The sequence below is a fragment of the Mycolicibacterium baixiangningiae genome, assembly GCF_016313185.1.
Classification (GTDB): Bacteria; Actinomycetota; Actinomycetes; order Mycobacteriales; family Mycobacteriaceae; genus Mycobacterium; species Mycobacterium baixiangningiae.
The window spans coordinates 6,092,318-6,115,782 of record NZ_CP066218.1 but is presented as its reverse complement, the minus strand read 5'-3'; the positions used below and the strand labels follow the sequence as shown (position 1 = coordinate 6,115,782).

At 62.7% G+C, this 23,465-nt stretch carries 20 protein-coding genes; 9 read left to right on the top strand and 11 right to left on the bottom strand.

Annotation, left to right across the window (positions count from 1 at the left end; genetic code table 11):
• Window positions 1-250: 250 nt before the first annotated feature.
• Together I7X18_RS29115 and I7X18_RS29110 are read right to left on the bottom strand one after the other, a co-directional pair.
• On the bottom strand, window positions 251-961 hold the full coding sequence (locus tag I7X18_RS29115; RefSeq protein ID WP_198730508.1) for a VC0807 family protein: 711 nt from the start codon (window positions 959-961) through the stop codon (window positions 251-253).
• Window positions 958-1,578 carry a TetR family transcriptional regulator gene (locus tag I7X18_RS29110; protein WP_193045345.1) on the bottom strand — a complete coding sequence of 207 codons (621 nt, stop codon included), beginning with the start codon at window positions 1,576-1,578 and terminating at the stop codon, window positions 958-960. Before I7X18_RS29110 ends, I7X18_RS29115 begins: the two co-directional genes overlap by 4 nt.
• A 338-nt stretch (window positions 1,579-1,916) precedes the next feature.
• On the opposite strand from I7X18_RS29110, the gene I7X18_RS29105 reads away from it, so the two are divergent.
• Window positions 1,917-4,988 carry an arabinosyltransferase domain-containing protein gene (locus I7X18_RS29105; protein WP_232375368.1) on the top strand — a complete coding sequence of 1,024 codons (3,072 nt, stop codon included), beginning with the start codon at window positions 1,917-1,919 and terminating at the stop codon, window positions 4,986-4,988.
• A 453-nt stretch (window positions 4,989-5,441) separates the two neighbouring features.
• Here the strand turns inward: I7X18_RS29105 and I7X18_RS29100 are convergent, their stop codons facing one another.
• Window positions 5,442-6,005: a GrpB family protein gene (locus I7X18_RS29100; RefSeq protein ID WP_193045346.1), complete on the bottom strand. Its 564-nt coding sequence runs from the start codon at window positions 6,003-6,005 to the stop codon at window positions 5,442-5,444.
• 266 nt (window positions 6,006-6,271) lie between these two features.
• On the opposite strand from I7X18_RS29100, the gene I7X18_RS29095 reads away from it, so the two are divergent.
• On the top strand, window positions 6,272-6,862 hold the full coding sequence (locus tag I7X18_RS29095; RefSeq protein WP_193045347.1) for a recombinase family protein: 591 nt from the start codon (window positions 6,272-6,274) through the stop codon (window positions 6,860-6,862).
• Window positions 6,863-6,877: 15 nt separating this feature from the next.
• On the opposite strand, the gene I7X18_RS29090 is transcribed toward I7X18_RS29095, so the two are convergent.
• Complete coding sequence (locus I7X18_RS29090) at window positions 6,878-8,110, bottom strand: IS110 family RNA-guided transposase (protein ID WP_193045348.1); 1,233 nt, start codon at window positions 8,108-8,110, stop codon at window positions 6,878-6,880.
• A gap of 567 nt (window positions 8,111-8,677) precedes the next feature.
• Here I7X18_RS29090 and I7X18_RS29085 point away from each other — a divergent pair.
• Together I7X18_RS29085 and I7X18_RS29080 are read left to right on the top strand one after the other, a co-directional pair.
• Entirely contained in the window at window positions 8,678-9,040 is a 363-nt protein-coding gene (locus I7X18_RS29085) for a ClpX C4-type zinc finger protein (protein ID WP_193045349.1), read from the top strand.
• Window positions 9,041-9,053: 13 nt separating this feature from the next.
• A complete protein-coding gene (locus I7X18_RS29080) occupies window positions 9,054-9,644 on the top strand; it encodes a P-loop NTPase family protein (protein WP_193045350.1) in 591 nt (196 codons plus the stop codon).
• Here I7X18_RS29080 and I7X18_RS29075 read toward each other — a convergent pair whose 3' ends face one another.
• Both I7X18_RS29075 and I7X18_RS30215 read right to left on the bottom strand, forming a co-directional pair.
• Window positions 9,645-10,364, bottom strand: coding sequence for a class I SAM-dependent methyltransferase (locus I7X18_RS29075; protein WP_193045351.1), 720 nt, complete (start codon window positions 10,362-10,364; stop codon window positions 9,645-9,647).
• Window positions 10,365-10,638: 274 nt separating this feature from the next.
• Window positions 10,639-11,229, bottom strand: coding sequence for an NAD(P)-binding protein (locus tag I7X18_RS30215; protein WP_193045352.1), 591 nt, complete (start codon window positions 11,227-11,229; stop codon window positions 10,639-10,641).
• Window positions 11,230-11,258: 29 nt separating this feature from the next.
• Here I7X18_RS30215 and I7X18_RS29065 point away from each other — a divergent pair, with 29 nt between their 5' ends.
• Window positions 11,259-12,302: a hypothetical protein gene (locus I7X18_RS29065; protein ID WP_193045353.1), complete on the top strand. Its 1,044-nt coding sequence runs from the start codon at window positions 11,259-11,261 to the stop codon at window positions 12,300-12,302.
• A 173-nt stretch (window positions 12,303-12,475) separates the two neighbouring features.
• Here I7X18_RS29065 and I7X18_RS29060 read toward each other — a convergent pair whose 3' ends face one another.
• Window positions 12,476-13,543, bottom strand: a complete 1,068-nt coding sequence (locus tag I7X18_RS29060) for an FAD-dependent oxidoreductase (protein ID WP_193045354.1) — start codon at window positions 13,541-13,543, stop codon at window positions 12,476-12,478.
• 171 nt (window positions 13,544-13,714) lie between these two features.
• Entirely contained in the window at window positions 13,715-14,323 is a 609-nt protein-coding gene (locus tag I7X18_RS29055) for a hypothetical protein (protein ID WP_193045355.1), read from the bottom strand.
• A 188-nt stretch (window positions 14,324-14,511) separates the two neighbouring features.
• Between I7X18_RS29055 and I7X18_RS29050 the strand changes: the two genes are divergently transcribed.
• Entirely contained in the window at window positions 14,512-15,126 is a 615-nt protein-coding gene (locus tag I7X18_RS29050) for a TetR/AcrR family transcriptional regulator (protein WP_193045356.1), read from the top strand.
• A 427-nt stretch (window positions 15,127-15,553) separates the two neighbouring features.
• Here the strand turns inward: I7X18_RS29050 and I7X18_RS29045 are convergent, their stop codons facing one another.
• The 3 genes from I7X18_RS29045 to istA form a co-directional block, all read right to left on the bottom strand.
• A complete protein-coding gene (locus I7X18_RS29045; protein WP_232375527.1) occupies window positions 15,554-15,895 on the bottom strand; it encodes a thiol-disulfide oxidoreductase DCC family protein in 342 nt (113 codons plus the stop codon).
• Window positions 15,896-16,184: 289 nt separating this feature from the next.
• Window positions 16,185-16,967: an IS21-like element helper ATPase IstB gene (gene istB, locus I7X18_RS29040; RefSeq protein ID WP_193045358.1), complete on the bottom strand. Its 783-nt coding sequence runs from the start codon at window positions 16,965-16,967 to the stop codon at window positions 16,185-16,187.
• A gap of 2 nt (window positions 16,968-16,969) precedes the next feature.
• Window positions 16,970-18,202 carry an IS21 family transposase gene (gene istA, locus I7X18_RS29035; protein ID WP_226863382.1) on the bottom strand — a complete coding sequence of 411 codons (1,233 nt, stop codon included), beginning with the start codon at window positions 18,200-18,202 and terminating at the stop codon, window positions 16,970-16,972.
• Between the two features lie 292 nt (window positions 18,203-18,494).
• Here istA and I7X18_RS29030 point away from each other — a divergent pair, with 292 nt between their 5' ends.
• The 3 genes from I7X18_RS29030 to I7X18_RS29020 all read left to right on the top strand — a co-directional run bounded on the left by I7X18_RS29030 (window position 18,495) and on the right by I7X18_RS29020 (window position 23,080).
• A complete protein-coding gene (locus I7X18_RS29030) occupies window positions 18,495-19,517 on the top strand; it encodes a DUF3644 domain-containing protein (RefSeq protein ID WP_193045360.1) in 1,023 nt (340 codons plus the stop codon).
• Window positions 19,518-19,629: 112 nt separating this feature from the next.
• Window positions 19,630-21,102 carry a hypothetical protein gene (locus tag I7X18_RS29025; protein WP_193045361.1) on the top strand — a complete coding sequence of 491 codons (1,473 nt, stop codon included), beginning with the start codon at window positions 19,630-19,632 and terminating at the stop codon, window positions 21,100-21,102.
• A 208-nt stretch (window positions 21,103-21,310) separates the two neighbouring features.
• Window positions 21,311-23,080 carry an AAA family ATPase gene (locus I7X18_RS29020; RefSeq protein WP_193045362.1) on the top strand — a complete coding sequence of 590 codons (1,770 nt, stop codon included), beginning with the start codon at window positions 21,311-21,313 and terminating at the stop codon, window positions 23,078-23,080.
• Window positions 23,081-23,465: the final 385 nt, after the last annotated feature.

Genomic DNA, 23,465 nt, shown 5'->3' with positions numbered 1-23,465 from the left:
CAGGAGAGCCCAGCTCAAGCCCAATTGGACATCGGGTGGACATCGCACTTGAGATCGGACATCAAGCTTGAGAAGCCACAGCCGCGGCGACGGCCGTGTAGGTTTTCGCGTTCGACTTCATCCGCAGGCGCCCTAGCGGGTCTTCAGTCGATCACATAACGCCCGCCTATTTTTCGCCGTGGCGCGTCGGCTGCACCAACGCTGCACTTGTGCAGCGGATTTGAGACACGCCGGACGGTACGTGCGGGGCCTACCCGGGGACGGTGGAGTTTCGTCGCATGAGATATCGACTGACCCCACCAACGGTGATCAGCAGAACCGCGAGGTCGGTGGCCAGAGCAAGAAAACTGAGCAGTCCTTGGGCGACGTCGACCGACAGTGTGAGGATGACGATGCTGGCCGCGGCGAGATGCAGTGTTTGTGCTGCAGCGATGCAAGTCGTGAGTCGCATGTGAGTGCGGTGGTAGGCCCGTGCCTCGTGTGCGGTACGTCCGGCCTGAGTTGTGTGATCGGGAACCCATTGTGGGCGAATCCATTTGACGAATGCTTCGGTCATGGGCTTACCCATTGCCAGACTTCCTAGTACGAACGCCAGGAACACCACGCCGGGTAGCTTCTGGCCGAACATCACGGCGACAGGAGACCGGGCGCAGATTGCTACCGCGAGCGTGACTGCGTTGGCGAACATCAGGAAGCATGCGATGGCATCGAACCGTCGCTGTCTGATTCCGATGTAGGCCGCGCGGCCGGCGCAGACCAGGGTACTAATGATCATTGCGTCGACGGGGGTAGCTCCGGCGCCGCGGGCACCGTAGTAGGCCGACAACCCAATCGCTGCGCTGAGGAGCCCGCGTCGAAGATCGCGATACCCCGCGCCCGTCTCGACAGTCGGTGTCGACGACCCCGGCGATCTGGTTGCGGCGACTGTGTCGCAGGCTTTGTCGTCGGGGGTCATGCTCATCCTGACCTCGTCTCAGGTTCGGATTCTTGGTCGACGGGAGGAAACGGGGCGAGCAGGAACTCGTCGACGAATCGCCTAAAGGTGTCATCGACATAACTTGGGTCGGGCGCGGTGAAGTACTCAATGAGCATGCCCTGGAAGGCGGCCAGGGCGATCCGCGATCGGGTCTCCGCAACGTGAACGGGCATTCCGAGTGCGAGTAGTCGAGCGCGGGAATTGCGAGTGAGCAGAGTCAGTGTTTCCCAGGTGTATTCGCGATAGGGACTGTCGCGGCCGCAGGCCGCACCGAACACTTGTTCAACGATGCGAAGTGTGTCGCGGCGCTCGCCTTGGGTACAAGCATGCCAGTCCTCGAAGCACCATTGGCGATGCGCAGCAATCGATGTGGGCAGCTCAACCTCGGATGTCTGCGGTATCGCGGCACGTTGCTGGCGGTTGAGGACCTCCAGGATGAGTTGCTCTTTGCTTCCGAAGTAGTACACGAGCATGCGTGCGCTGGTGTTCAGTTCGGCGGCCAACGCGCGCAGCGAAGTGTCGATCAACCCGGTGCGGGCCAGTACGGTCGCGACGTCGGCCAGCAGCTCGCGGCGCTTGTCGAGGTCGACGGTGCGTGGCACCACTTGACTGTAACAAATGCTTCATATATCTGTGGAGTTGTGAAAGAGGGGGGCGGAAGCCGGGCCCACTGCGGCCGATCGACCGACTCAGCACATGTTCGCCGAACAGTGGGACTTATCGTTACGGCGCCGTCGTGAGTTCGGCTGCGGCGGTGGAGGTAACCGGCCAACAACCCCGGACACCGGATCGCCGTCGGGCCGTCGCTGTGTTAGCCGCGGTCTGCGGGTTCTTGGGCGCGGCCTTGGCACTGGCCGTCCCGTTCCTGCCCGTAGTCGTTGACGATGTCACCCTGAGTTGGCCGCAGCCCGGATCCGGCGCAAACGTCACTGCACCTCTGGTGGCGTACGCGCCTCTGGACCTCGAAGCCGCCATTCCGTGCGCCGTGGCGGTCCGCAGTGGAGATCGCGATACCGTTATCGCCTCCACGATCCCGTCATCGAGCCCAACCGCGCAGAAGGACGGGCTCTTCGTCCGGACAGAAGCGGCAGGCAGCGGCGATGCCGCCCGGCTGCGGATCATCCTGCGCAACATCGCTGTCCTCGACGTCCCGCTCGACCGGCTCACCGATGCTGACTGCACGATCCGTATCGCGTCGTCGGCCACCGAGACCACCACCACCGTGGAGAACGCATCCGCGGTGACGGCGCCGGTCCTGTCTGGCGACTACCGCCCGCAAGTCGTCGGCATCTTCAGCGACGTCGACCCCGCTACCACACCGGGTCTGACGATCACCGCACACATCGACGACCGATTCGACTCTCACCCCGCACCAACGAAGGTCGCCTTCATCGCGCTGGCTTGTGTGACGACGTCGGTGTCGCTGATTCTGCTGGCTCGGATGGATCGACGTGCACCGCGCCTGCAGTCCGGTCTGCACCGGTGGCGGTGGCGGTGGCGACGTCTGTCGGCACCCGATGTCCTGGTCGTGGCGGTTTTGGCGTTGTGGCACGTCATCGGGGCAAACACCGCTGATGACGGCTATCAACTGGGGATGGCTCGCGCGTCAGCCGACGCCGGCTACATGGTGAACTACTTCCGCTACTTCGGGATCCCCGAAACGCCGTTCGGCACACCGTATTACAATCTCTTCGCCCTCTTGACCCACCTATCCACGGCGAGCGTATGGATGCGCCTGCCCGCCCTGGTCCTCGCGCTGGCCACATGGTGGCTCATTAGCACTAGGGTGCTGCCGCGGCTGGGCGCAGCTGCTGTCAACTCTCGCCTGCCGCTATGGGGCGCGGCGCTGGTCTTCCTCGCCTTTTGGCTGCCCTACAACAATGGGCTTCGCCCCGAGCCCGCCGTCGCCCTCGGAGTTCTGCTGACCTGGTGGTCCTGCGAGCGGGCCGTCGCCACGCGGCGGCTGCTGCCAGTAGCAGCGGCGATCCTGGTGGCGGCATTCACCCTGACGGCGGGGCCATCGGGCCTGATTTGTGTGGCGGCACTCCTGGCAGCATCTCGACCGATCGCTGCGATCATCCGTTCCAAAGCCCGGGACTACGGCTGGCTCCCGGTAGTCGGGCCGCTGCTGGCAGCCGGGCTCATCGTGCTCGTCGCTGTCTTCGTCGACCAATCAATCGCCGCGGTTCCGCCGATGATCGCCGCACACGACGCGGCGGGTCCCAGCTTGCCGTGGTTCCAGGAATACCTGCGCTACCAGTACCTGCTGCAAGACACCGTCGATGGCTCTCCGGCACGGCGATTCGGCGTGTTCGTCATGATCGCCTCCATCCTGGCGGCGACGGCAGTGCTGCTACGCAGGCACGGCATCCCCGGCCTGGCCACTGGGCCCACGCGTCGACTGCTCGGGGTGACGGCAGGCGCGATCGTGCTGATGATGTTCACCCCCACGAAGTGGACTCATCACTTCGGCGTCTTCGCCGGGCTGACCGCTTCCGTAGCGGCCGTGTTGGTGATTGCGATCGGCCCGACCGTTCTTCGGTCGCGCCGAAATCAGGCGCTCGCGACGGCCGCCACCGCGTTCCTGATGGCGCTCGTCCTAACCAGCCGAAACGGCTACTGGTACGTGTCGACCTGGGGTGTGCCGTGGTTCGACAAAGCACCCTCCATCAACGGATTTGGCGTCGCTACCGTGTTCCGAGGGGTCACAGTGATCGCGCTGGCGGCCGCGCTGTGGTTTCACATTCACGACCGCATCGAATCGCCCCTGGCCAACCAAACGGCCAGGCCGAGCCGGTGGGGACGAGCCTCACCGGTAGTCATCGCCGCGGCGTTCATGGTCGTCCTGGAGGTCGCCTCCCTGGCCAAGGCCGCGGTAGCCCAGTATCCCGCCTATTCGATCGCCCGGTCGAATATCGACGCCCTTCTCGGCAGCCCCTGCGGCCTGGCCAACGACGTCCTCGTCGAGACCAATCCCAACGCCTCCCTGCTGGCACCCCTCGACGGTGATCCCGGTGCCGCACTGGACGCCGGCGGCGCGACCGGATTCACGCCCAACGGGGTCGCAGCTGACCTTACGTCCGATGAAGACCTCGGCACCGCCGGCACCGCAAACTCCGTAGCCACCGTGGCCGCTGCCGCATCCTCGCCCACCAACTCCGCTGGAACCGGAGGCGGCCGTGGAACCCTCGGCATCAACGGAAGTTCCGTCGCGCTCCCGTTCGGGCTCAACCCCCGCGCCACGCCCATTCTTGGGAGTTTCGCCGCAACCGGTACAGCCTCGATCACCACCGACTGGTACCGGCTACCGGAGCCAAACTCGGCGGGGCACCGTGGCGACCTGGTCGCCATCGCCGTTGCCGGGCGTGTGCGCTCCATCGACCGCGATGGCATCGCCACCTACGGCCAAGACGTTCAGGTCGAACTAGGCGCCACGACGCCCACCGGAGACGTCGTCGCGCGCGCCAAGGTGACCCCCATCGACATCGGGCCAGCGCCGTCATGGCGCAATCTGCGGATTCCCCTGTCGGCCATACCTTCCGAGGTCGATGTGATACGGATCGTTGCCAGCGACACAGACCTCGACGCCAATCAATGGCTGGCGATCACCCCGCCGCGGGTGCCACACACCGTCGTCCTGAACACCCTCATTGGCCCGGAAACCCCCGTGATGATCGACTGGGCTGTTGGTCTCAACTTCCCCTGCCAGCACCTACTCACACTCCGAGACGGGGTCATGCAAATTCCCCAGTACCGAATACTCCCCGACCGCCGCGGCGCACAGACAACCAACCTCTGGCAAGACGCCTTCGGCGGCGGACCACTGGGCTGGATCGACCCCCTACTGACCGCCCGAACACTGCCCTCCTACCTCAAAGACGACCTCGGTCGCGACTGGGGCGAACTCGAGCAATACACCCCCCGAGTCGCCAACAGCGAGATAGCGCGACTACGAACGACGCCGATCAAGCGATCCGGCCTTTGGAACCCTGCGCCCCCGAAGACAGGCTGACCCCGTGGGCGTGCCCGAGGTGATCACTGCCGCCACCGGGAGACGGTCATCGACCAAGACGGTCAGCAGGGGAGTTTTCAAGGAGACGGTGGTCAGCTGAGCTGCTCGAACCGTAGGAAATGAAGCGGCTCGTGAGACAAAGCGCCGTGCAGCCGGCGTGAGACAGTTCGCAAAGTCGAGGTCAGCAGGTCGCGCAGATGCAACCGAACGTGAGAATCGACACTGGGTGTAGGTTCTCGCCTGCGACTTCATCAGCGGCGATTCGGGCCTGGGCCTTCCGCGACTGTCTCACGTCGTCTACATCGGGTGTCTCTCGAAACGCGTCATTTCCTACGGCGCAGATCCCTTGACCGTCGCCTCCGCGTTGTGGAGTACTCCCCAGCGCAGTGCGAGACAAGACCTCCGATCAAGCTAAGAGTCAATGTTTTCGGCGCCAGTGCGACGGTCCCGGCGTCATTCGGGCCTCGGCTGCTGCTGTGTCCATCGTTTGACAACAGAGTGGACGAAGTCGGCTTTGGCCTCGGTGTAGGCCTCGCGGTCGCTGGCATGCTCGGCGGCGAGCGCGCGTTTGAGGTCGCCGTATTCAGCGGCGAAGGCAGGTTCGGCGCGCAGCGCGTCGCGGAACGCGGTTCGCTCAGACCAGTGCGCATTGTCGATGGTCATGACGTGCAGGTGGGCGCTGCGCCGCCCGTTGGCGACCTTGACGAAGAACCGCTGCCACAGACGATGGTCGAACTCGGGTGCAACATAGTGCCAGTCGTGAGGAGCAAGTGCTGTTGCGATCGAATCGGCATCGCCGAGATCAGCCACGGCAGCCTGCAGGTCGATGATCGGTTTGGCCGCCAGATCGGGAATAGCGGTGGAGCCGATGTGCTCGACACGGGCAGTCAGCCATGGTGCGAGCAGCACTTGCAGGTGACTACGTTCCTGCTCGCCCCGGTCGGCCCAGCTGGGGTCGGCGTCGACGACCTCAATGCGTTCGATCGCCCAGGCCGGCCAGGAATGATCGCCGCTCATCGAATGAGAGCGGTCACTGGAGCGAAGGTCAGGCGGGGCACGATCAGAACCTCCAAGCCGCGGCGCTGGTGAGCATGCCCGTCATCTTGACAGCTGCCCAAGCTGGTTTGGTCTCCGCGGCTTTATCGCAAAGGATCGGTTGCGATAGACCCAGGGTGGTCGGGACGGATCGATGGATCCCTGCAGGTCGCTGCGCTATCGAAACTCATCACGAAAACACACTCACACAACACTTCGCATGGGACGGCATTCGATAGAGTCCGGCGATGGCCAAGATCGGGTACGCGCGGGTGTCGACGGCAGACCAGAATCCACAGCTGCAACTCGACGCCCTCGACGGCGGCGCCGGCTGCCTGAAGGTTTACACCGACCATGCCAGCGGGACGAAGGCCGACCGACCGCAATGGAATGCCTGTCTGGCCGATCTGCGCAGCGGGGACACCTTGATCATCTGGCGCATCGACCGCCTCGGACGCAACCTGCGCGACCTCATCGACATCGTCACCACCCTGCAGACCCGCGGCGTCGGGGTGCAGTCACTATGCAACGGCCTGGTCGACACCACCACCGCGCACGGCGCCCTGGTGTTCGGCATGTTCGCCGTGATGGCGGAATACGAGGCAGCACTGATCCGGGAACGCACCCAGGCCGGTTTGGCCGCGGCCCGGGCCCGCGGACGACGAGGGGGACGCACACCCAAGATGACACCGGCCCTGATCGGCAAGGCTCAACGGATGTATGACTCCCGCCAATTCACCATGGCCGAGATCGCCGCATCCTGCTCGGTCACACCCATGACGATCTACCGCCACATCCGCACCGATCAACCTGAGATGACGAAAACCGTTGATGAGTAATCGTTTTGACGTCTTCTAGGCTGCCGCGTCGACCGTCTGCGCGAACGCCTTCGCCTCGTCGAAGGCACTCCCTTGCTGCAGGCAATGGTAGAGCTGACCCAGGAGCTTGTTGAACAGGTGCCGATTGGCCGCGGCATGACGGTCGCCGTGTTCTCGCCGACGCCGGTAATGCAGGCGGGCGGGTTCGCAGTGCGTGGCGGCGGCGAACGCCCAGACCCATCCGGTGTTGGCCAACCGGTCGTTCTTGATGCGGCGGTGACTAATCGAGATGGAGCGCCCCGAGGCCCGGGTGACTGGTGCCGACCCGGCGTAGGCCTTCAACGCCCGCGCGTCGACGAACCGGCTGCGGTCATCGCCGATCTCGGCGAGCACCCGGGCGCCGGTCGAGTCGGCCAGACCAGGGAAACTGGTGATGACGGCGTAGTCGGGATGGGCTTGGAACGATTCGGCAGCGGCCCGGCCGAGGTCCACGACACTCGCGCACGCGGTATCGAGGGCGGCCAGTAGCGCCACCGTCTGGCGTCCCATCGCGGTCTCCACCAGAACTGGTTGTCGCAATTGGGGTTTGCGCAACGCTGCCTTCAGATCGGCTGCGGTCGGGTCGATGTTGCGGCTGCGACCGGCCCGGCGCAGTGCCGCGGCGATCCGCCTCACCGACAGTTTGGCCGCAGCTGCCGGTGTCGGCGCGATCCCCAGCACGGCGCGAGCTTCTGGACTGCTGATTCCCAAGGCGAATCGCCCGGTGAACACGGCCAGGAAGGTGGGATAGAACTCCCGCAGCACCGAACGTAATTGGTTGTGCGCCTTGGTGCGTGCCCAGATCGCATCCTGATGGGCCCGGGCCAGGACCGCGATGGCCTGGCACAGTTCACTGTCCTTGGGCAGCTGGCGGTGCAGATGGGCATCGACCCGCAAGATGTGGGCCAGGGTCATGGCATCGGCGTGATCGGACTTCGACCGTGCCACTGAGTGGCGCTCGCGGTAGCGGGCGACTACGAGCGGGTTGATCGCGTACACCGCCCGACCAGTGGCGCGCAGCGCGGCGACCAGCAGCCCGCGTGGGGTTTCGATCGCCACCGGAATGGGGTCCTCGGCCTCGTCGCCGGCGGCGGTGAGCACCTCGATTAGCTCGGCGAACCCCTCGGGGTCATCGGTGATGCGTTTCTTGGCGACCAGGTGACCGTCGCCGTCGATGATGGCGACGTCGTGGTGCGCTTCGGCCCAGTCGATGCCGCAGAAGAGTTTCACGTTGGTATTGCCTCCGACCTATAGCGGGTGTTGGTGCTGGTCAAACCCCAGCAGGATGCGCAGCGCTCTACTTACGAGGCTCGATGGCCTTCCCTCCGATGAGCTGTTCGCGATCCCAGCGACCCGCATGGCGTCGGTCTTCGTTGAGGGCTTCCACGCCCGAAATGACTGAGACGTTGCATCCGTGCGAGGGGCTTGAACCACGACGCCAATCCCACCCAAAGACGACCTCGCGGCCCCGCCACGACACGCTCGGTCTTGTCTGAGGACTCAGCACGGTCCCGAAATGAGAAAGGCGTCGCCACGGCAAGGCCGCGAGGGATGAACACCCGACGATCCACCGGCGTCTACCAAGATTGGCGGCTGTTCGCCTCTAAGTAGAAACGAGACAAGGCGACCTGGAATTGCACGGTGGGGGAGTAGCACCCCGCCGGTTGTCTCAGGTCTCTAGATCTGAGACAGCGCCGCTTACCCCTACCGCTGCGATGGAAGCTTGAAGATCGTCTCCGTCAGGGTTATCCTGACATTATCCGTCAGGATAGCCCTGACAGATAGGGAAGGGTGGGGATGCTGGGCAAAGCGGTGTCGGCAGTGATGTACTGCTCGTTCTGCGGGCGCGAATCGCGTCAGGTCAAGAAGCTGATTAGCGGTCACGGTGTGTATATCTGCAGCGATTGCGTCACCAAATGTGTTGCAATTGTCGAGGATCGACCTGATCGAGACACGCTCCCGCTGCGGGATCGTGAGGATTACTCGGATGATGAATTGCTCGACGAGATCCCGCGCGTTGCAGCTACGACGGCCAATGTCGAGGCAGACCTACGTGCTCGCGTGGACGAGCTTCGGCAACGCGGAGTCGCGTGGTCCCGGATCGCCGCGGCGTTGGGCGTCACGCGACAGTCGGCCTGGGAACGCTTCACTCACGATTAGTAATCTGGGAACCATGGTGCTGCGCGGGCCGAATGACCCACTGCCACCCACCACTCAGCGAATTCTCGTCACCGGCGCATCCGGCGCCGGCAAAAGCACACTGCGCCAAACCATCAGCGACATTCTAGGACTACCCACCGTTGAACTGGACTCACTGCATCATGGCCCTGGCTGGACGCAACGTCCCAGCTTCGTCGCTGACGTCGAGCAATTCTCCGCCGGCCCAGAATGGGTCGTCGAATGGCAGTACGCGCAGGTCCGCCCACTTTTGCTGCAGCGCGCCGACACCGTCATCTGGCTGGACCACAGCAAATTCACCGTCACCCAACGCGTCGTACGCCGAACCCTGCACCGACGAATCCACCGAACCGAGCTATGGAACGGCAACCGTGAGCCGCCTTTGCACACGATCTTTACCGACCCCGAACACATCATCCGCTGGTCCTGGAACACCCATCAGAAGCGGCGAAACGAAGCTCAGGCCATCGCACGCCAAGACAACGGGCCCGTCGTCGTGCGCCTCCGCGGTCAACCCCAAGTCAATAAGTGGATCCGCGGCCCCCTCCACACGTTGGCGGCCCAAAGAAGACTGACCGAATCCTAGCTATGGCAGCGTGGCGCTGACCAGCAGAAACGGGGGCAATCCCAGGCGATGCGGGGCCTCGGCGCGTACGGCGTCGCTGGGGGCCGGCTCCTCGAAACTTTGAAGCGTAAAGCCGTGGTCCAACACCGCCGTGAGGTATGTCGAGATGGTGCGGTGGTAATTGCCGGCTCGGCGAACGCTCTGCGGGTGCGCCGATCGCCAGAGCCCTTCGACGAAGTAGTCGCCGGCGACACGTCGCACTCCGCTCGGCGTCGAGATCGTCTCGGTACCGGGGGCGTCAAAGCACGGATGCGGCACAGTGAAGGCGAGAAAGCCACCGGGGCGCAGCACTCGTCGGACCGATCTCAGGGCGGCATCAAGATCGGCAATGTTATTCAGCGACAACGCAGCGGTCACACCATCGACGGAGCCGTCAGCCACGGTGCGCAGGGTGGCTCCGTCATCGACTCGGTAGGCCACTCCCACTGGATGAGCACGTTCTGCTGCCTCGGCGTGGGCAATCAGCGTGTGAGTGGGATCGATGCCCACCACGCGCGCTCCGGCCGTCGCCAGCGCGCGGCTGACGATGCCCTCACCGCACCCCACATCAAGGACATCGAAACCGGGCATTCTGTCGGGCAGAGCGTTGAGCAGAATGTCCCGCGAGAACTGATGCATCGCCGATCCGCCACGAACCAAATCGGCGTACCAGTCCGCGATGCCGTTCCAATCCGCCTCCATCGGCTGATGATCTTATCCGGCGGGGCGCAGGGGGCGAGCCCTGCTCGGCCGAGACAAAGCGTTCAACGGTGGGTGGCTATCGCAGTGATCCACGGATGATGCGGGCTTTCCAAGAGCAGCGACTGGGCGAGCCATGTGCGGCTGGGTTCATCGAGAAGTGGCAAGCAGCGCTGGAAGTCGACGGTGTCCTTGTCTCGGAGATGCTTGGCCTTGTGCAGAAGTTGAATCTCCGGTCGTAAGTATGTGATTCCGTCGTGGGACCAAAGGCAATCGCTCAGTGAGCGTGCGATGTTCGGGTTGCGTTTGTATCGCCAGGTCTGCCCGTCAACGTTGTTGAGCTGGATGTCGTATTCCCACGGGTCGGCTCCGCTGGCCCGCAACCAGAGGTTGCCGCACTGAGCCGACACATCTGAGCGCTGGTGGAGAAGGGGTGTGAGGCTCCCCGCCGCTGCCCACCTGTCTCGCCCACGACGAGAACACCGTCCGTGCGCACCCCGGTGACGGCGCTCGAGTAGTGCAGGCAGTCCGGAGGAAGCCTTTCAGCGAGCCAACCCAGCAGCTGACCGCGCGGCACCGCCGCGTAGTGGTCTCCACCGGTGAGCTGAGCGAGCGTGCGTCGGACGAGGACGCAGCCAGCAGCCGTGCGCACGGTTGCCGGCATGCGTGACCAGGGCTCGGTTTCGACACGTTCGCGAACACCCAGAACTGACAGACACGCGAGCGCGTTCGGGGCCAGGGAGATGGCGCCACCAGCTACCGGTGGTCCCGCGGATCTCTCGAAAACACTGACGTCATTACCGCTTTGCCGAAATGCAAGGGCAGCCGCCAGTCCTGCAAAGCCGCCGCCGACGATTCCCACCCTCATCGCCCCGACACTACGACGATGGGTAGTAGATGTCGATCAGGTTGGGGCATCCAACTGGCGAACGAGACGCACTCTTGGCGTACGGCGAATGGAGGGCGCAGGCGTCGGTTGAAATGATTGGACGTCCCGACGGTGGGTGGGATGCTGTGGCGGTGGGGACTTCAACGCTGTGGCCGTCGTTGGATGATCATTTTGAGCTCGCGGACAAGCTCTATGGCGATGGCGGCCGGCGGAAGGTGTGCGATTGGCTGGCCGAACAGGTGGACCTTGTCGACAACGCTGACTTCGCCCAGCAGTTCGCCGCTAATGCCCACCTGCCCGGGATCAGTGCCCAGGATTACGCTCACCGTCATCTCCGCACGGCACACGGTCAGCTACTGGGTGGGATCCGGTTCCGTGGCCTCGACACCGCGCGGCCGTTCGTTGAGGTACTCATCCACAGTTTCAACGATATTGAGGCGCTCACCGATTGCATCCGCCACGAATGGTCCAACTTCGGCGCCCCATACCTACGCCTGCTCACTCGGCCCGGTCTTCTCGCGGATCGCCCCGACGGCCTTCTCGACGTCAGTATTCACCTGGCCCGCTACCGAGACATGCCACCAGCCGACGGCCGGGTCACCCTCGAGACATTTGGTTCAGCCGAAGAGGCCATCGAACTTGTAGCTGGCCGCTACGCCCGCCTCGCGCACCTCGATCCACCCCTCGCCAGCAGCATCGCGCCCGCTACAGCTGACGATCTACGCCACTGGCATACGCAGGATCAAGTACGCGCGATCCGCAGGCACGAATCCACCGTGGGAGTCCTCGCTGTGGCAGCGGGAGCCATCGCATGGATCACCGGCGACGAAATCAACGAAGAATTGATCACCGAGCCTTACACCGGTCGTGGTTACGCCGCGTCCGCTCAAAGCGCCTGGGCACACCACATCGCGACTGATAGAGACCAGCTGCTTGTGGGCACCATCCACCGCCTGAACCACGCCTCGCGCGCTACCGCCCAGCGTGCAGGCAGACCACGAATGCTCGACTTCACCTTCATCGCGTTACATTCACCTACCGCATCTCGGTGAGACACAAGGGGCTGTCCACCCGAGGTCACGCGCACTCGTTCACGACGCCACTCCCGGTGATGCTGCCGTCCAATGTCAACCTTTTCAACCGATGCCGAAAGATCGGTATCTGATCGACTATCGCTTCCAGGCGAGCCAATCGCTGATGATGTGAGCGCCGTTGTGCTGCAGCCTTATGCGATGCGGGCCGGTGGTCGCCAGTAGCTGACTGACCCCGCCATGAGGCCGAAAAGGGGGTCGGGCGTGAGCCTCAGAGTGAGGTTGCGAGCTTTCTCCGCAACGCGAAGGCGTGGGGTCGCGAAGAATGATCCGGCCTTTGAAGCGGTGTACAGCGCCAGGATGCGTAACCGGCGTTTCTCCAGGCCCTCTGTTCCACACTTGACAAGGGTGAGGGCGTCTTCCATCGCCAGCGCGGCACCTTGGCCGAACGTGGGGCGCATCGTATGAGCCGCATCGCCGATCAGGACGACCTTGCCGCGTACGAGATGGTGGGGTGGTCGGGCTTCGAAAATTTCCGGAGTGGCGATGCGGTCGGGATCGGCGGCGTCGATCAGCGTCGGGAGTGGTGCCGGCCAGTGGCGGTAGGCGCGCAGGTCGGTTCCCGGGTCCTGGGTTCCGCCGTAGACGTAGGTGCGCCCATCGGCGAGCGGCAAGATCCCAAAATCAGTGGTGCAGCCCCAGATTGGCCCGAACCCGGTGTCCAGTTCACGGTCAACGATCCAGGCCCACCCTTTGATGCCGGTGACCGTCGGCGGTCCCGCATCCGGCCACAGTAATTTTCTGGCAACGCCACGTGTTCCGTCGGCACCGATGACCAGATCGAACCGCTGTTCTGCCTCGCCCACGACGAGAACACCGTCAGTATGGATCCCTGTGACGGCGCTTGAATAGTGCAGGCAATCCGGGGGAAGCTTCTCGGCCAGCCAGGTGAGCAGTTGAGTGCGCGGCACGGCGGCGTAGTGGTCTCCACCGGTGAGCTGAGCGAGCGTTCGTCGGACGAGAACGCGGCCCTCAGGCGTGCGTACGGTGGCCGGCATGCGCGACCAGGGTTCCGTCACGACACGTGCGCGAACACCGAGAGCTGACAGACACGTGAGCGCGTTCGGGGCGAGGGAGATTGCGCCACCAGTTACCGATGGACCAGCAGATCTCTCGAAAATGCTGACGTCGTGACCGCCTTGCCGAAACGCAATCGCCGCCGCCAGTCCTGCAAAGCCGCCGCCGACGATTCCCACCCTCATCTCTCTAAGCTACGACGACGTGTAGTAGATGTCGAGGGGGGTCGCGACGTTCAACTGGACGGCGAGTAGATAAGCAATGTCAGGCGTGACAAGGTGAACGCGGCGAGCGGCGCCAGTAGGAGTGATCTTGCGATCGCGATCAGCCCAGTTACGCACGGATCAGTTCGAAGATCAGTTGCGTGGCATTGCGAGTGCGACGGCGAGGATCCAGGCGAACAGGAACGCCGGCATCACTGTTATCGCGATGCCCTCCAAGGAGAAAGGACCGTCGCTGACAATGAAGGTCACGAGCAAGAATGGATGAACGGCAGCGCCGGCCATAGCCAGATGCGCGGTGTAGTTCGGCAACACGTGGTAGGTGTAGATCGCGACGGCGAAAGACCCGAGCGCTATCACGGTGGGCAACCCGGACATAGCCAACAGTCCAAACGTCAAGTCGTAGAGCAAGAGTGGCATTTCGGCGCCGTGATTGCGGTACAGCAGCAGATTGAATGCGGTGAACCCGCCGAGCAACAGGACCACGCAGCCGAGAAAGCTTGCTCCGAAGCACATCGGAAGCATCGAGCGCGCGGGAAGGCGATCACGAAGGACTGCACATACGGCGGCACCAAAGACGAACCACAGTGTGACGCCGCCAGTGTTGAGCAGCATCGTCACGATCAGCCGGTCGTGGTTGGCCGTGGCCCAACGCGCCACCTCTGTGCCAGCGGTCTGAGTCCCGGGAAAGGACCAGATCGGGTACGCGACGAGGGTGAATGCGGGCAGCGCAAAGCCGAGCACGCCGGTCCATCGCGCAACTCGCCCGGAATCCCAAGCACTTACAAGCCCAGTTGAGGCTCGGTCAGGGTTCCGCATCGACGCCCCCATCTACGGATCTTTCCAGCGGTAAGTTCTAAGGTTGTGGTTGATCATCATGCCGGTGAAAGCGAAACTTATCAATGGTCAGATCGCCGGTAATGTGGCTGCTCATGGCAACGAGTCCACGCCCCTATCACCACGGCCACCTCGAACGAGCGGCGATTGACGGCGCGGTCGAGGAAGTCAGAACCGTCGGAGTTGCATCGGTAAGCATGCGGCGCATCGCACGCCGAGCAGGCGTGTCGCACGCCGCGCTCGCTTATCAGTTCGGGGATAAGACCGGGATCTTTACTGCTGTGGCGGCCGAGGGGTTTCGGTTGCAAGCCGAAGCGCTGAACGCGGGTGTGGGCGGACCTGATGGTTTTCTGCACGGTGGCCATGCGTACATCGCGTTTGCCCTCGCCTATCCCGGTCATTTCGAGGTGATGTTCCGTCCCTATCTGTACCGCGGCGACGATCCGGAATTGCTGGTTGCAAAGGACGCCGCCTTCGAGGTGCTGTACGACACCGCTCGGGCGAGTCTGAGCTCCGATCGTTCGGAGCCCGTCAGCGACGAGGAGGTCAGCTCGCTAGCCTTGGCGGGTTGGTCGTTGTCGCACGGGTTCGCGACTCTCGCTTTGACGTCCAACATCGTCGAGCTGCGTGATGCCGACCCGACCGCGGTGGCTGAGTCAATTCGGCAGGGTGTCATCGCGATGGGCGAGTTAGCAAGAGGGCACGGGTGATTGCGGGACTGAACGCAGTCACGCAGAGAAGTTGATGCATAACGGCGAGAACCTCGCGTATCGACGGGCCGCCCGCGCTGATGGCCCTCCAGTAATGTTGCACCGCTGCCGATCTGATCCGCGTGGCTCCGATCGATCGTCCGGTCTCATGTCAGCTCCGGCGGTCTGCGTCTTATCACTCCTGACGCGTGGCGGTCGGCCGGCGTCGGCGTCTGGGCCGCCTGTCCTGCGGCCGAACTCGAATAGATTCGAGACCGGGATGAGCCAGCATGAGCTCAGCATTCGTGGCGGGGGAGTGGTGTCTATCCGGCTGTCTCGTTTACCAAAACGAGACACCTAGTAGCTAGAAGCTACCCCCGGCGCCAGGTGTCATCCTCCGACCAGACTGCGGGAAATCGACAATTCGCAATTGGTCGAGTTCGTGCACTCAGCAATTGGCTGGAGAGGTTTCGCAATACGGCGTTACGCCGGGGAATCGGTACCTATGACCGGCCACCCAGCGATAAACAGCATCCTGGAACCATCGGATGCCTGGAAGCCGATAAGCCATCAAGGGCAGGCGAGTCCCAAGCGCTGACGATAACGCAGCGTTGGCGGCCTCAGCGCCGGAATACACCTCACCGGATTCGTCAAGCCATCTGACGGCGTCCAGCAGCTGGGAAGCGGGAAGGCCCAAGCGGTCGGCGGCGCCAGCAGCCTGAAGTGGCTCCGTTTTTAGTTCACCCGTCCGGTTTGCCTTGAGCAACAAATTTCGGCAGCGGGTGCACATGCCACACCCGCCATCGAAGTAGAGCACTCCCCTCATAACCCAACTATTTCATAGTGTTAGGTGCGATCACCAGCGACTTCGACGGCGAGTCGACCGAACTCAGGATCCTCGGGCGCTTCGACGAAGAGCCGTGGATAATCCCGGTTATCCATCATCCGCAGCCCGGCCCGAGTGGCGACTGACGTCCACTGTTCCTCTGAGTTGGGGCAGACACTGCGTGCGGTTCCTGTTGACGACGGTCGAAAACTAGGCCAGAGGCGACGGTGAAAAGTAGGCCACGTGGTCGTGGTTATTGTGCCGTGTTGTCCGCTCTAGCGGAGGGCAAGGTGTCGATTCCGGTGTCCTTGAGTCGGTAACTGGAGCCTTTGAGGGTCAGGACGTCGGCGTGGTGCACGATGCGATCGATCATCGCCGCGGCCACCACTTGGTCGCCGAAAACGTCGCCCCAGCGGGCGAAGGGCAGGTTCGAGGTCAAGATCAGCGAGGCGTGTTCGTAGCGGCTGGAGACCAGTTGGAAGAATAGGTTCGCAGCGTCCTGTTCGAAGGGGATGTAGCCGACCTCGTCGACGACGAGCAGGCCGATGCGGCGCAGTTTCGCCAGCTCGGCGGGGAGTCGGCCGGCGTTATGGGCCGCCTTGAGCCGGGCGACCCAGTCCACGGCGGTGGCGAACGCGATGCGATGCCCGGTCTGGGCCGCTTTGATGGCCAGCCCGATGGCGAGATGGGTCTTGCCGGTGCCGGGCGGACCGAGCAGCACTACGTTGCGGGCCTTGGCCAAGAACGCCCCGGTGCCCAGGTGGGCGATCATGTCCCGGTTGAGTGCGGGTTGATGATCGAAGTTAAAGTCCTCCAAGGACTTCCGTGTCGGGAATCCAGCCGAGCGGATGCGGGTTGCCGCGCCGGAGGCTTCGCGGGCGGCGACCTCACGTGAGAGCACCGCCGCCAGATATTCTTCGTGGGTCCAGCTGGCGTCGCGGGCTTGCTCGGCGAGGCGGGCGGCGGAATCGCGGATGCGTGGCGCTTTGAGGGCTTGGGCGTAGTGCAGGACGTCCTTGATCGGATCCGCAGCCATGATCACGCCACCTCGCCATCGGAAGTCGCTGTGCCCGTGGCGAAGTCCACACCGAACGCACGGTCGTAATCGGACAGATCCCGCACCAGGTGATCACCCGGCGGCGGTGGTGGGCCGCTCTGGAACTGGCGGCGCAACGCCGCAGCGGTGGCGACGTGGGCGGGGTCGGTGAGGGCTTGTCGCGCCGCCCAGCAGCGCTGGTGAGCCCCCAGAACGCGCCCCGCCCGGCTCACCCTCACCTGGGCCAGGGTGGTGCACACGTCGACGAGTTGGCCGATCGCACTCGGGTCGACGGAGTAGTCGTTGCCGGCCACCCGGACGTAGTAGTCGCGTCCCAACCGCACCGAGGTCATCGTCGCGACGGTCGGCGGCACGGGCGGCAGGGCCAGCATCTGGGCTCGGTCGGCATTCAGGAAGTCGACCGGACGGCCATCCAACACTCGCACCCTGCGAGCGTTGGCGTTCGGAAGCCATTGACTCAGTTGATCATTGAAATCATGTGGTGAGGTGAAGCTGCGCCCGGGTAAGAATGAGGTTTCCAGATAGCGGTTGGCTCGCTCGACGATGCCCTTGGATTCGGGGTCATAGGGTTTGAGTTGGACTAGCCGCGACCCGAGGGTGCCCATCAACGCGGTGACCGGATCGGTCAACCGGCCGCGGCGTCCGATCCCGGCCTCGTTGTCCCACCAGAACTCGTGAGGCACCGCGGTGAAGTTGCCCGCGAGCAGCTGCCACATCCCGGCCACCAGGTCCATGGTCTGGCGCGACGGCAGCATCACCGCGGCGATGAACCGGGAGAACGCCGCGACCATCACCAGCACCGGCAGCATCGCCTCCTGGCCGAACCCGACCGCGATCTTGGGTGCCGGGAACCACAGGTCGCACTGGATCGCCCGCCCCGGTGGATGCTCGAGGCGGTCCACCGGATCAGCAGGTAGGTATTCCGGGCGGATCGCCCGGACCCTTTCCCGGAACCACGAGATCGAACCGGTCCACCCGACCCGCTCGGCGAGCACCGTCGCCGACATCGTCGGATAGGCCGACAAGAACGCGCGGATCCGCGGTTCCACTTCGTTGATCGCCGACGGCGTCGAGGCCCGCTCGTACTTCGGTGGATCATCACTGGCCAGCGCCCCGGCCACGGTGTCACGCGCGATACCGAGTTGCCGTGCGATGGCCCGCTGCGATAGCCCTTCGCTGCGGTGAAGGTGCCGGATCAAGGCCCAGTCTTCCAAGGAGATCACCCATCCAATCTGGTTGGGTGGCCTACTTTTCATCCGTCGCGACTGGCCGGATTTTCAACCGTCGTCAACAGTTCCGCCAGTACAGTCACCCTGGCCGAGCAGCTGCACCTGTCGCGGTACCGACGTAATCGGGTGTTATCGGCGCGCTCTCCTCTCGCTGGGTACGCCAGCATGCGCGCAACCCTCTTCGCGGAGCGCATCCGTCCGCCTCGACTGCGGTTCGAATGCGGCGAAGCGACTCGCGGGTCTCCTTGATGTTCGGGTGAAATGACATACTGCGCCGATGCCAAGGAAGCCGCGGTGGTGGTATGTCCTCCAGGACTCGAAGAACGAGGTGCGGCTCGCGGTTGATCTCTACAACAGATCGGGTACGGAACGACAGCTCGAAGCATTCATCGTTCACATGTCGATGGGTTGGCTCAAGTTATTGCAGGCGCACTTTGAGAAGAGTGGCCGGGACATTCATATCCGCGATGAGCGAGGTTGGAGGATAAAACACCCTGATGGTGGATACAAGCATCGCGGTCTGCACGATCTGGCCAAGGAGCACTTCGCAGAGAATGATCCTCGAAAAGCCAACCTCGGCTTCTTCACCGGACTTCGAAATATCATTGAGCACCGCTACGAGCGAGACATCGCTGCGCTGGTCGCCGGTAGGACCCAGGCTTACCTTCTCAATTACGAGCAGACGGTCGTCGAGTTATTCGGGGAGGATGAAGGACTTGCCGACGAGCTGCGATTTCCACTGTTCCTATCGTCGATCACCGGCGATGCTGTCGCCTCGCTCAAGAAGGTGCGCGCCCGTATCCCTAGGGGAGTGCTGGAGTGGGTGCAGGACTTTGACACCTCCGTCGAACCTGACATCGCGGCCGACCAGCGCTTCGATTTCAAGGTCTATCTGATTCCGCATAAGGGTGCCAAGACCGACGCTGACGCCGCGATGACGTTCGTACATGAGGACGAACTCACCAAGGAGCAGAAGAGCGTGATGGATCAAGTAAGAACCATCATCCGTGACCGCACGGTGCCTATCGGCGGTGTCGACGAGTTTCTACCGGGGGCAGTCGTTGAGCAGGTCAACGCCGAGACCGATCGCGAGTTCACTATGCACATGCACACCCAAGCGTGGAAGTACTTCGACGTCCGTCCCGCAACCGGGGCAGCCGATAAGTTCAAGACCAAGACCCAGTTTTGCTACTGGAACCAACTTGTGGGCAAGTACGTATACACCCCGGCGTGGGTCGCCTATCTAAAGAGGAAGCTGTCTGACCAGGAGGTATACGACGCAGTAGCAGCAATTAAGTAGGCAACTGACGAACACGTTTCGAGGACGTGCTCACCCAGGTGTTGTCCTCGCCGGTCAGACCGGGGGCGTGTTCCTTGTCTGCCTCGTCGGCACCACTAAATACCCTTACTGGATGGCACAGCCGCGATGGAGTAGAAACTTCAACGAGTTCGTGCAGGCTTGTCGCGCTTATCGACCGAGCGAGCTCGTTCCCACGATCGCTCGGATCTCCGCGGCCTTGGGGGAGCCGCCGTACTCCGACGACGTGAAGCGCCGATGCCCGCCGTGGGGTCTCGCGGCGATTGCGCGCGAGTCCCTGCTACACGGCAACGAGCACCGAGACAAGGCTGTCACGGACGATGGGATCCGCGTTCTGCTGCAGAAGTTCTTCGATGCCGACGTTCCGCGGGACCCCGCTCCAGGCGATCCAGGGGTCCTTATCTCTCTCGTTACCCCGATTCTCTACGAGCAATTCCCCTGGCAGGAGCCTATTTACGAAGAGCTGGCGCGCTCCCATGCCCTCATGATTGAGGGACTTAAGGACGTCGACACGAAAGTGATCTCCGAGTCCGCCTTGGCGGAGGTACTCGGCGGCGTGCCGCTGGGCGATGCCATCGCCGCGACGTTCGTTCTACAGGTCGGAGCCAACCGGAACGGCGGACTCTACGACAGTTCATGGCTCGACCAGGACAACTTCAAGGATGTTCTTGAGCTGTATCCACGCGGCAACATCGAGGCAGCAGCAGGTCGTCTCACGGCGACGCAGGCGGAGTTTCAGGACGACTTTGCTAAGTGGTCGCACGGAATTAAAGAACTCGCGAAGTTCGACTACAACCCGCTGGCGCGGACGCCGTTCGTGGAGCTGACAAACGGCGACACCGTGGCGCCGGCACCGCGTCTGATCATGCGGACGGTGACACCAGGAGGGCTCTACTATCCAGGTTTGGTGCGCTACGACCGCGCGTTCACGACGGACCTTGGATATCTGTTCGAGCATTACGTCGGACGACAACTACGTCTGATCGACGGTGCCGAAGTGCATCCCGAGCTCAGCTACGGACCCCGGCGGGACAAGAAGAGCGTCGACTGGTTCGTCGTTCTGCCGGGTCTGGTGCTCATCATCGAGTGCAAACTCAAACGTCTCAGTCTTGAGGCCCGCGCGGGCGGCCCTGCACTCTTCCCTGAACTCGCCCGCGCGGTGGACAAGGCATACGAACAGCTTGGACGTTCAATCGAGCAATTGGCCTCCAAAAGACCTGAGTTCGAACACATTCCGTCAGACCGGCCACTACTCGCAATAGTCGTGTCTGCCGAGCCAATCTACGGCGGGAACGCCTACCTCGTCGAGAAGCACGGTGCCACGCTGTCGGCTGGCCATCTGCAGAACGTGCCGGTGGCGGCGATCAGTGCCCGTGAATTAGAAGCGTGGGTGACGCATGGCGCCACAATCGAAGATCGTCTCCTAGAGGTCCTTGATAACCACGCTGTCGGCACCGCATTACCCATTCACGATGATCGCCTGCACAGCAACAGACCGAACAGCATTCTTGAAAATGCCTGGAATACCTACCCATTTCCGACGTTCGGGATTTACGAAGGCGAGTAGGAGACAGCACCACTCGACCGCTTGCACGCGATCCGACCAAGAATAGTGCCTACCGTTGGTGTCGGACCCTTTGGCAGCGCGACAAGAACGCATCCTTTCGCTGAATGACCCATGATGCGCTGGCCCGCTCGTCATCAACGCGTTATGAGCAGGGCTTGGCAGTCTAGTTTTGTGGACGCCTACATGCTCTGTCTGCTGAGATATATGGGTGCAGTTGCTGACTGGTTTTGGCTTTCAAGGGTTCCGCAGCTTCTTCGGTGACTTTCAAGTCATCGATCCGATGAGCAAGATCAACTTGATCGCCGGACAGAACAACAGCGGTAAGTCCAACGTGCTACGGGTCGCGCAACGACTTCACGCCCTGACTACGGAAGCTCCGGCGGATCTCGATGTCCCACGAAATGCTCCGATGGGTCACTTCCAGATTGCACTACGACTCGGCGACCTTGACACAGCCACCAACAAGGTTCTCGAGAAGCTTGATCTGGAACGCCAGCAATCGACGGCCGCCAATCTCGTTGAAGCGGTAATGGGGAGCGAGGCCCTCGACATCCGACAGGACGGATCGGTATGGCTGTACTGGTCTCAGGAGGACGCGCGAAACGGCGCTGTCACTCTCGACCGTCAGGCCGGTTTAATGACCGATGTGTTCGGCGTCAACGACCAGTACTTTCAGACGAGAGGCAGTTACTCCAGCGATAGCCGAACGAACGCGCTGGAGTTCTTGACCCGCGTGCTCGCACCTACAGTGACCTGGCCCAAGGTGAGGTTCGTACAGGCGTCACGGCGAATTGCGGAAACGGTCGGGGATGATCCTATCGACGACGACCAGGCCCTCAGTGGCATCGGACTAATAAGACGGTTGGGTGAACTGCAGAACCCGCTGCTCGCCAAAGATGGCGACCGCGAGCGGTTCGCCGACATCAGAAAATTCGTCCAGACGGTGCTGGAGGACGAGACTGCACGGTTGGAGGTGCCGCAGTCGAACACTGAACTCAACGTGCGACGGCAGGGACGCCTGCTCCCGTTAGAACACTTGGGCTCCGGTGTCGCGCAGGTAGTGATTCTCGCTGCGGCAGCGACGATCGAGACGAACACCCTCGTTTGCATGGAAGAACCCGAGGTGCACCTACATCCACTCCTGCAGCGAAAGCTGTTGCGCTATCTATACGAGAACACGACCAACCAGTATCTGATCGCGACGCATTCAGCCCATATGCTCGATTCCGACATCGCCTCGGTGTTCCACACGACCTACACCACCGGTGGCTCGGCACTTGACTACGCGGGCAATCCGGCCGAGCTGAGCGCCGTTTGCTATGACCTTGGGTACCGGCCCAGCGACCTCTTGCAGACCAACTGTGTCATTTGGGTTGAAGGGCCGTCGGATCGCATCTACTTGGCTCACTGGATCAGCATCGTGAACCCGGCACTGCGAGAGAACATCGACTTTTCGATCATGTTCTACGGCGGTCGTCTGCTGAATCATCTGTCGCCGGACGATCCCGAGGTTGGAGAGTTTATCAGCCTCCGGCGCCTCAATCGTCATTTGGCCGTCGTCATGGACAGCGACCGGGAAACCGGCAACAGCGGGATCGGTAAAGCCAAGCGGCGCGTGCGAGACGAGATGGCTGCACCGGGAGTCGCCTGGATCACCGGATGCAGGTACATCGAAAACTACGTGCCGCCAGAGCGATTGACGACCGTTCTGAGCGCACTGCACCCAAACATCGATTTCACGGCGCCGGTGAATCATTGGTCGAACGTGATGAAACCCGTCGACGCCAACGAAACACGAAAGGCAGACAAGATCAAGGTTGCGAAGGAGGTCGTCGCTCAATGGAAGTCTGGTCTGGACTGGCTGGATCTTCACGCGCGAGTTTTGGAGCTTGTTCATCTGATCGAGGAAGCGAACGGGGCACCCACGAAGTCGGTTCTCGCGAAGGATGCGCCTGAGTTCAACCAGGCTCCGCCCTAGACGCGAATCGCACAGTCTGCGTCGGCTTCTGGTTCCTGCGCAGGGCTCGGACGGCATCTCGATCCCGGCGCCTAGCACGACTAACGAACAATTTAAACCCAGCGCTTTTGCAGCGAAGATTAGCAACTCCCGCGACACGCCGAAATCTTGTCAAAGTAGGCAGGCGAGTCCTGTCAATCTTCGCTGCATCTCGACACCACACCACCACGTCGAGGCTGTCACGTATCTGCTCTCGGCACACAAGCACGACGGCGGGGATAGTCCGGGGCGGCACGCCATACTCACGCCGCATGGCCCCTGGACTGGCGGCGGGTGGGGTGGCCGTGATGGAGCCGGGTCCGCTTAGGATTCGCTCAGCACGGGTTGCTATACCGGTGTCAGCTAG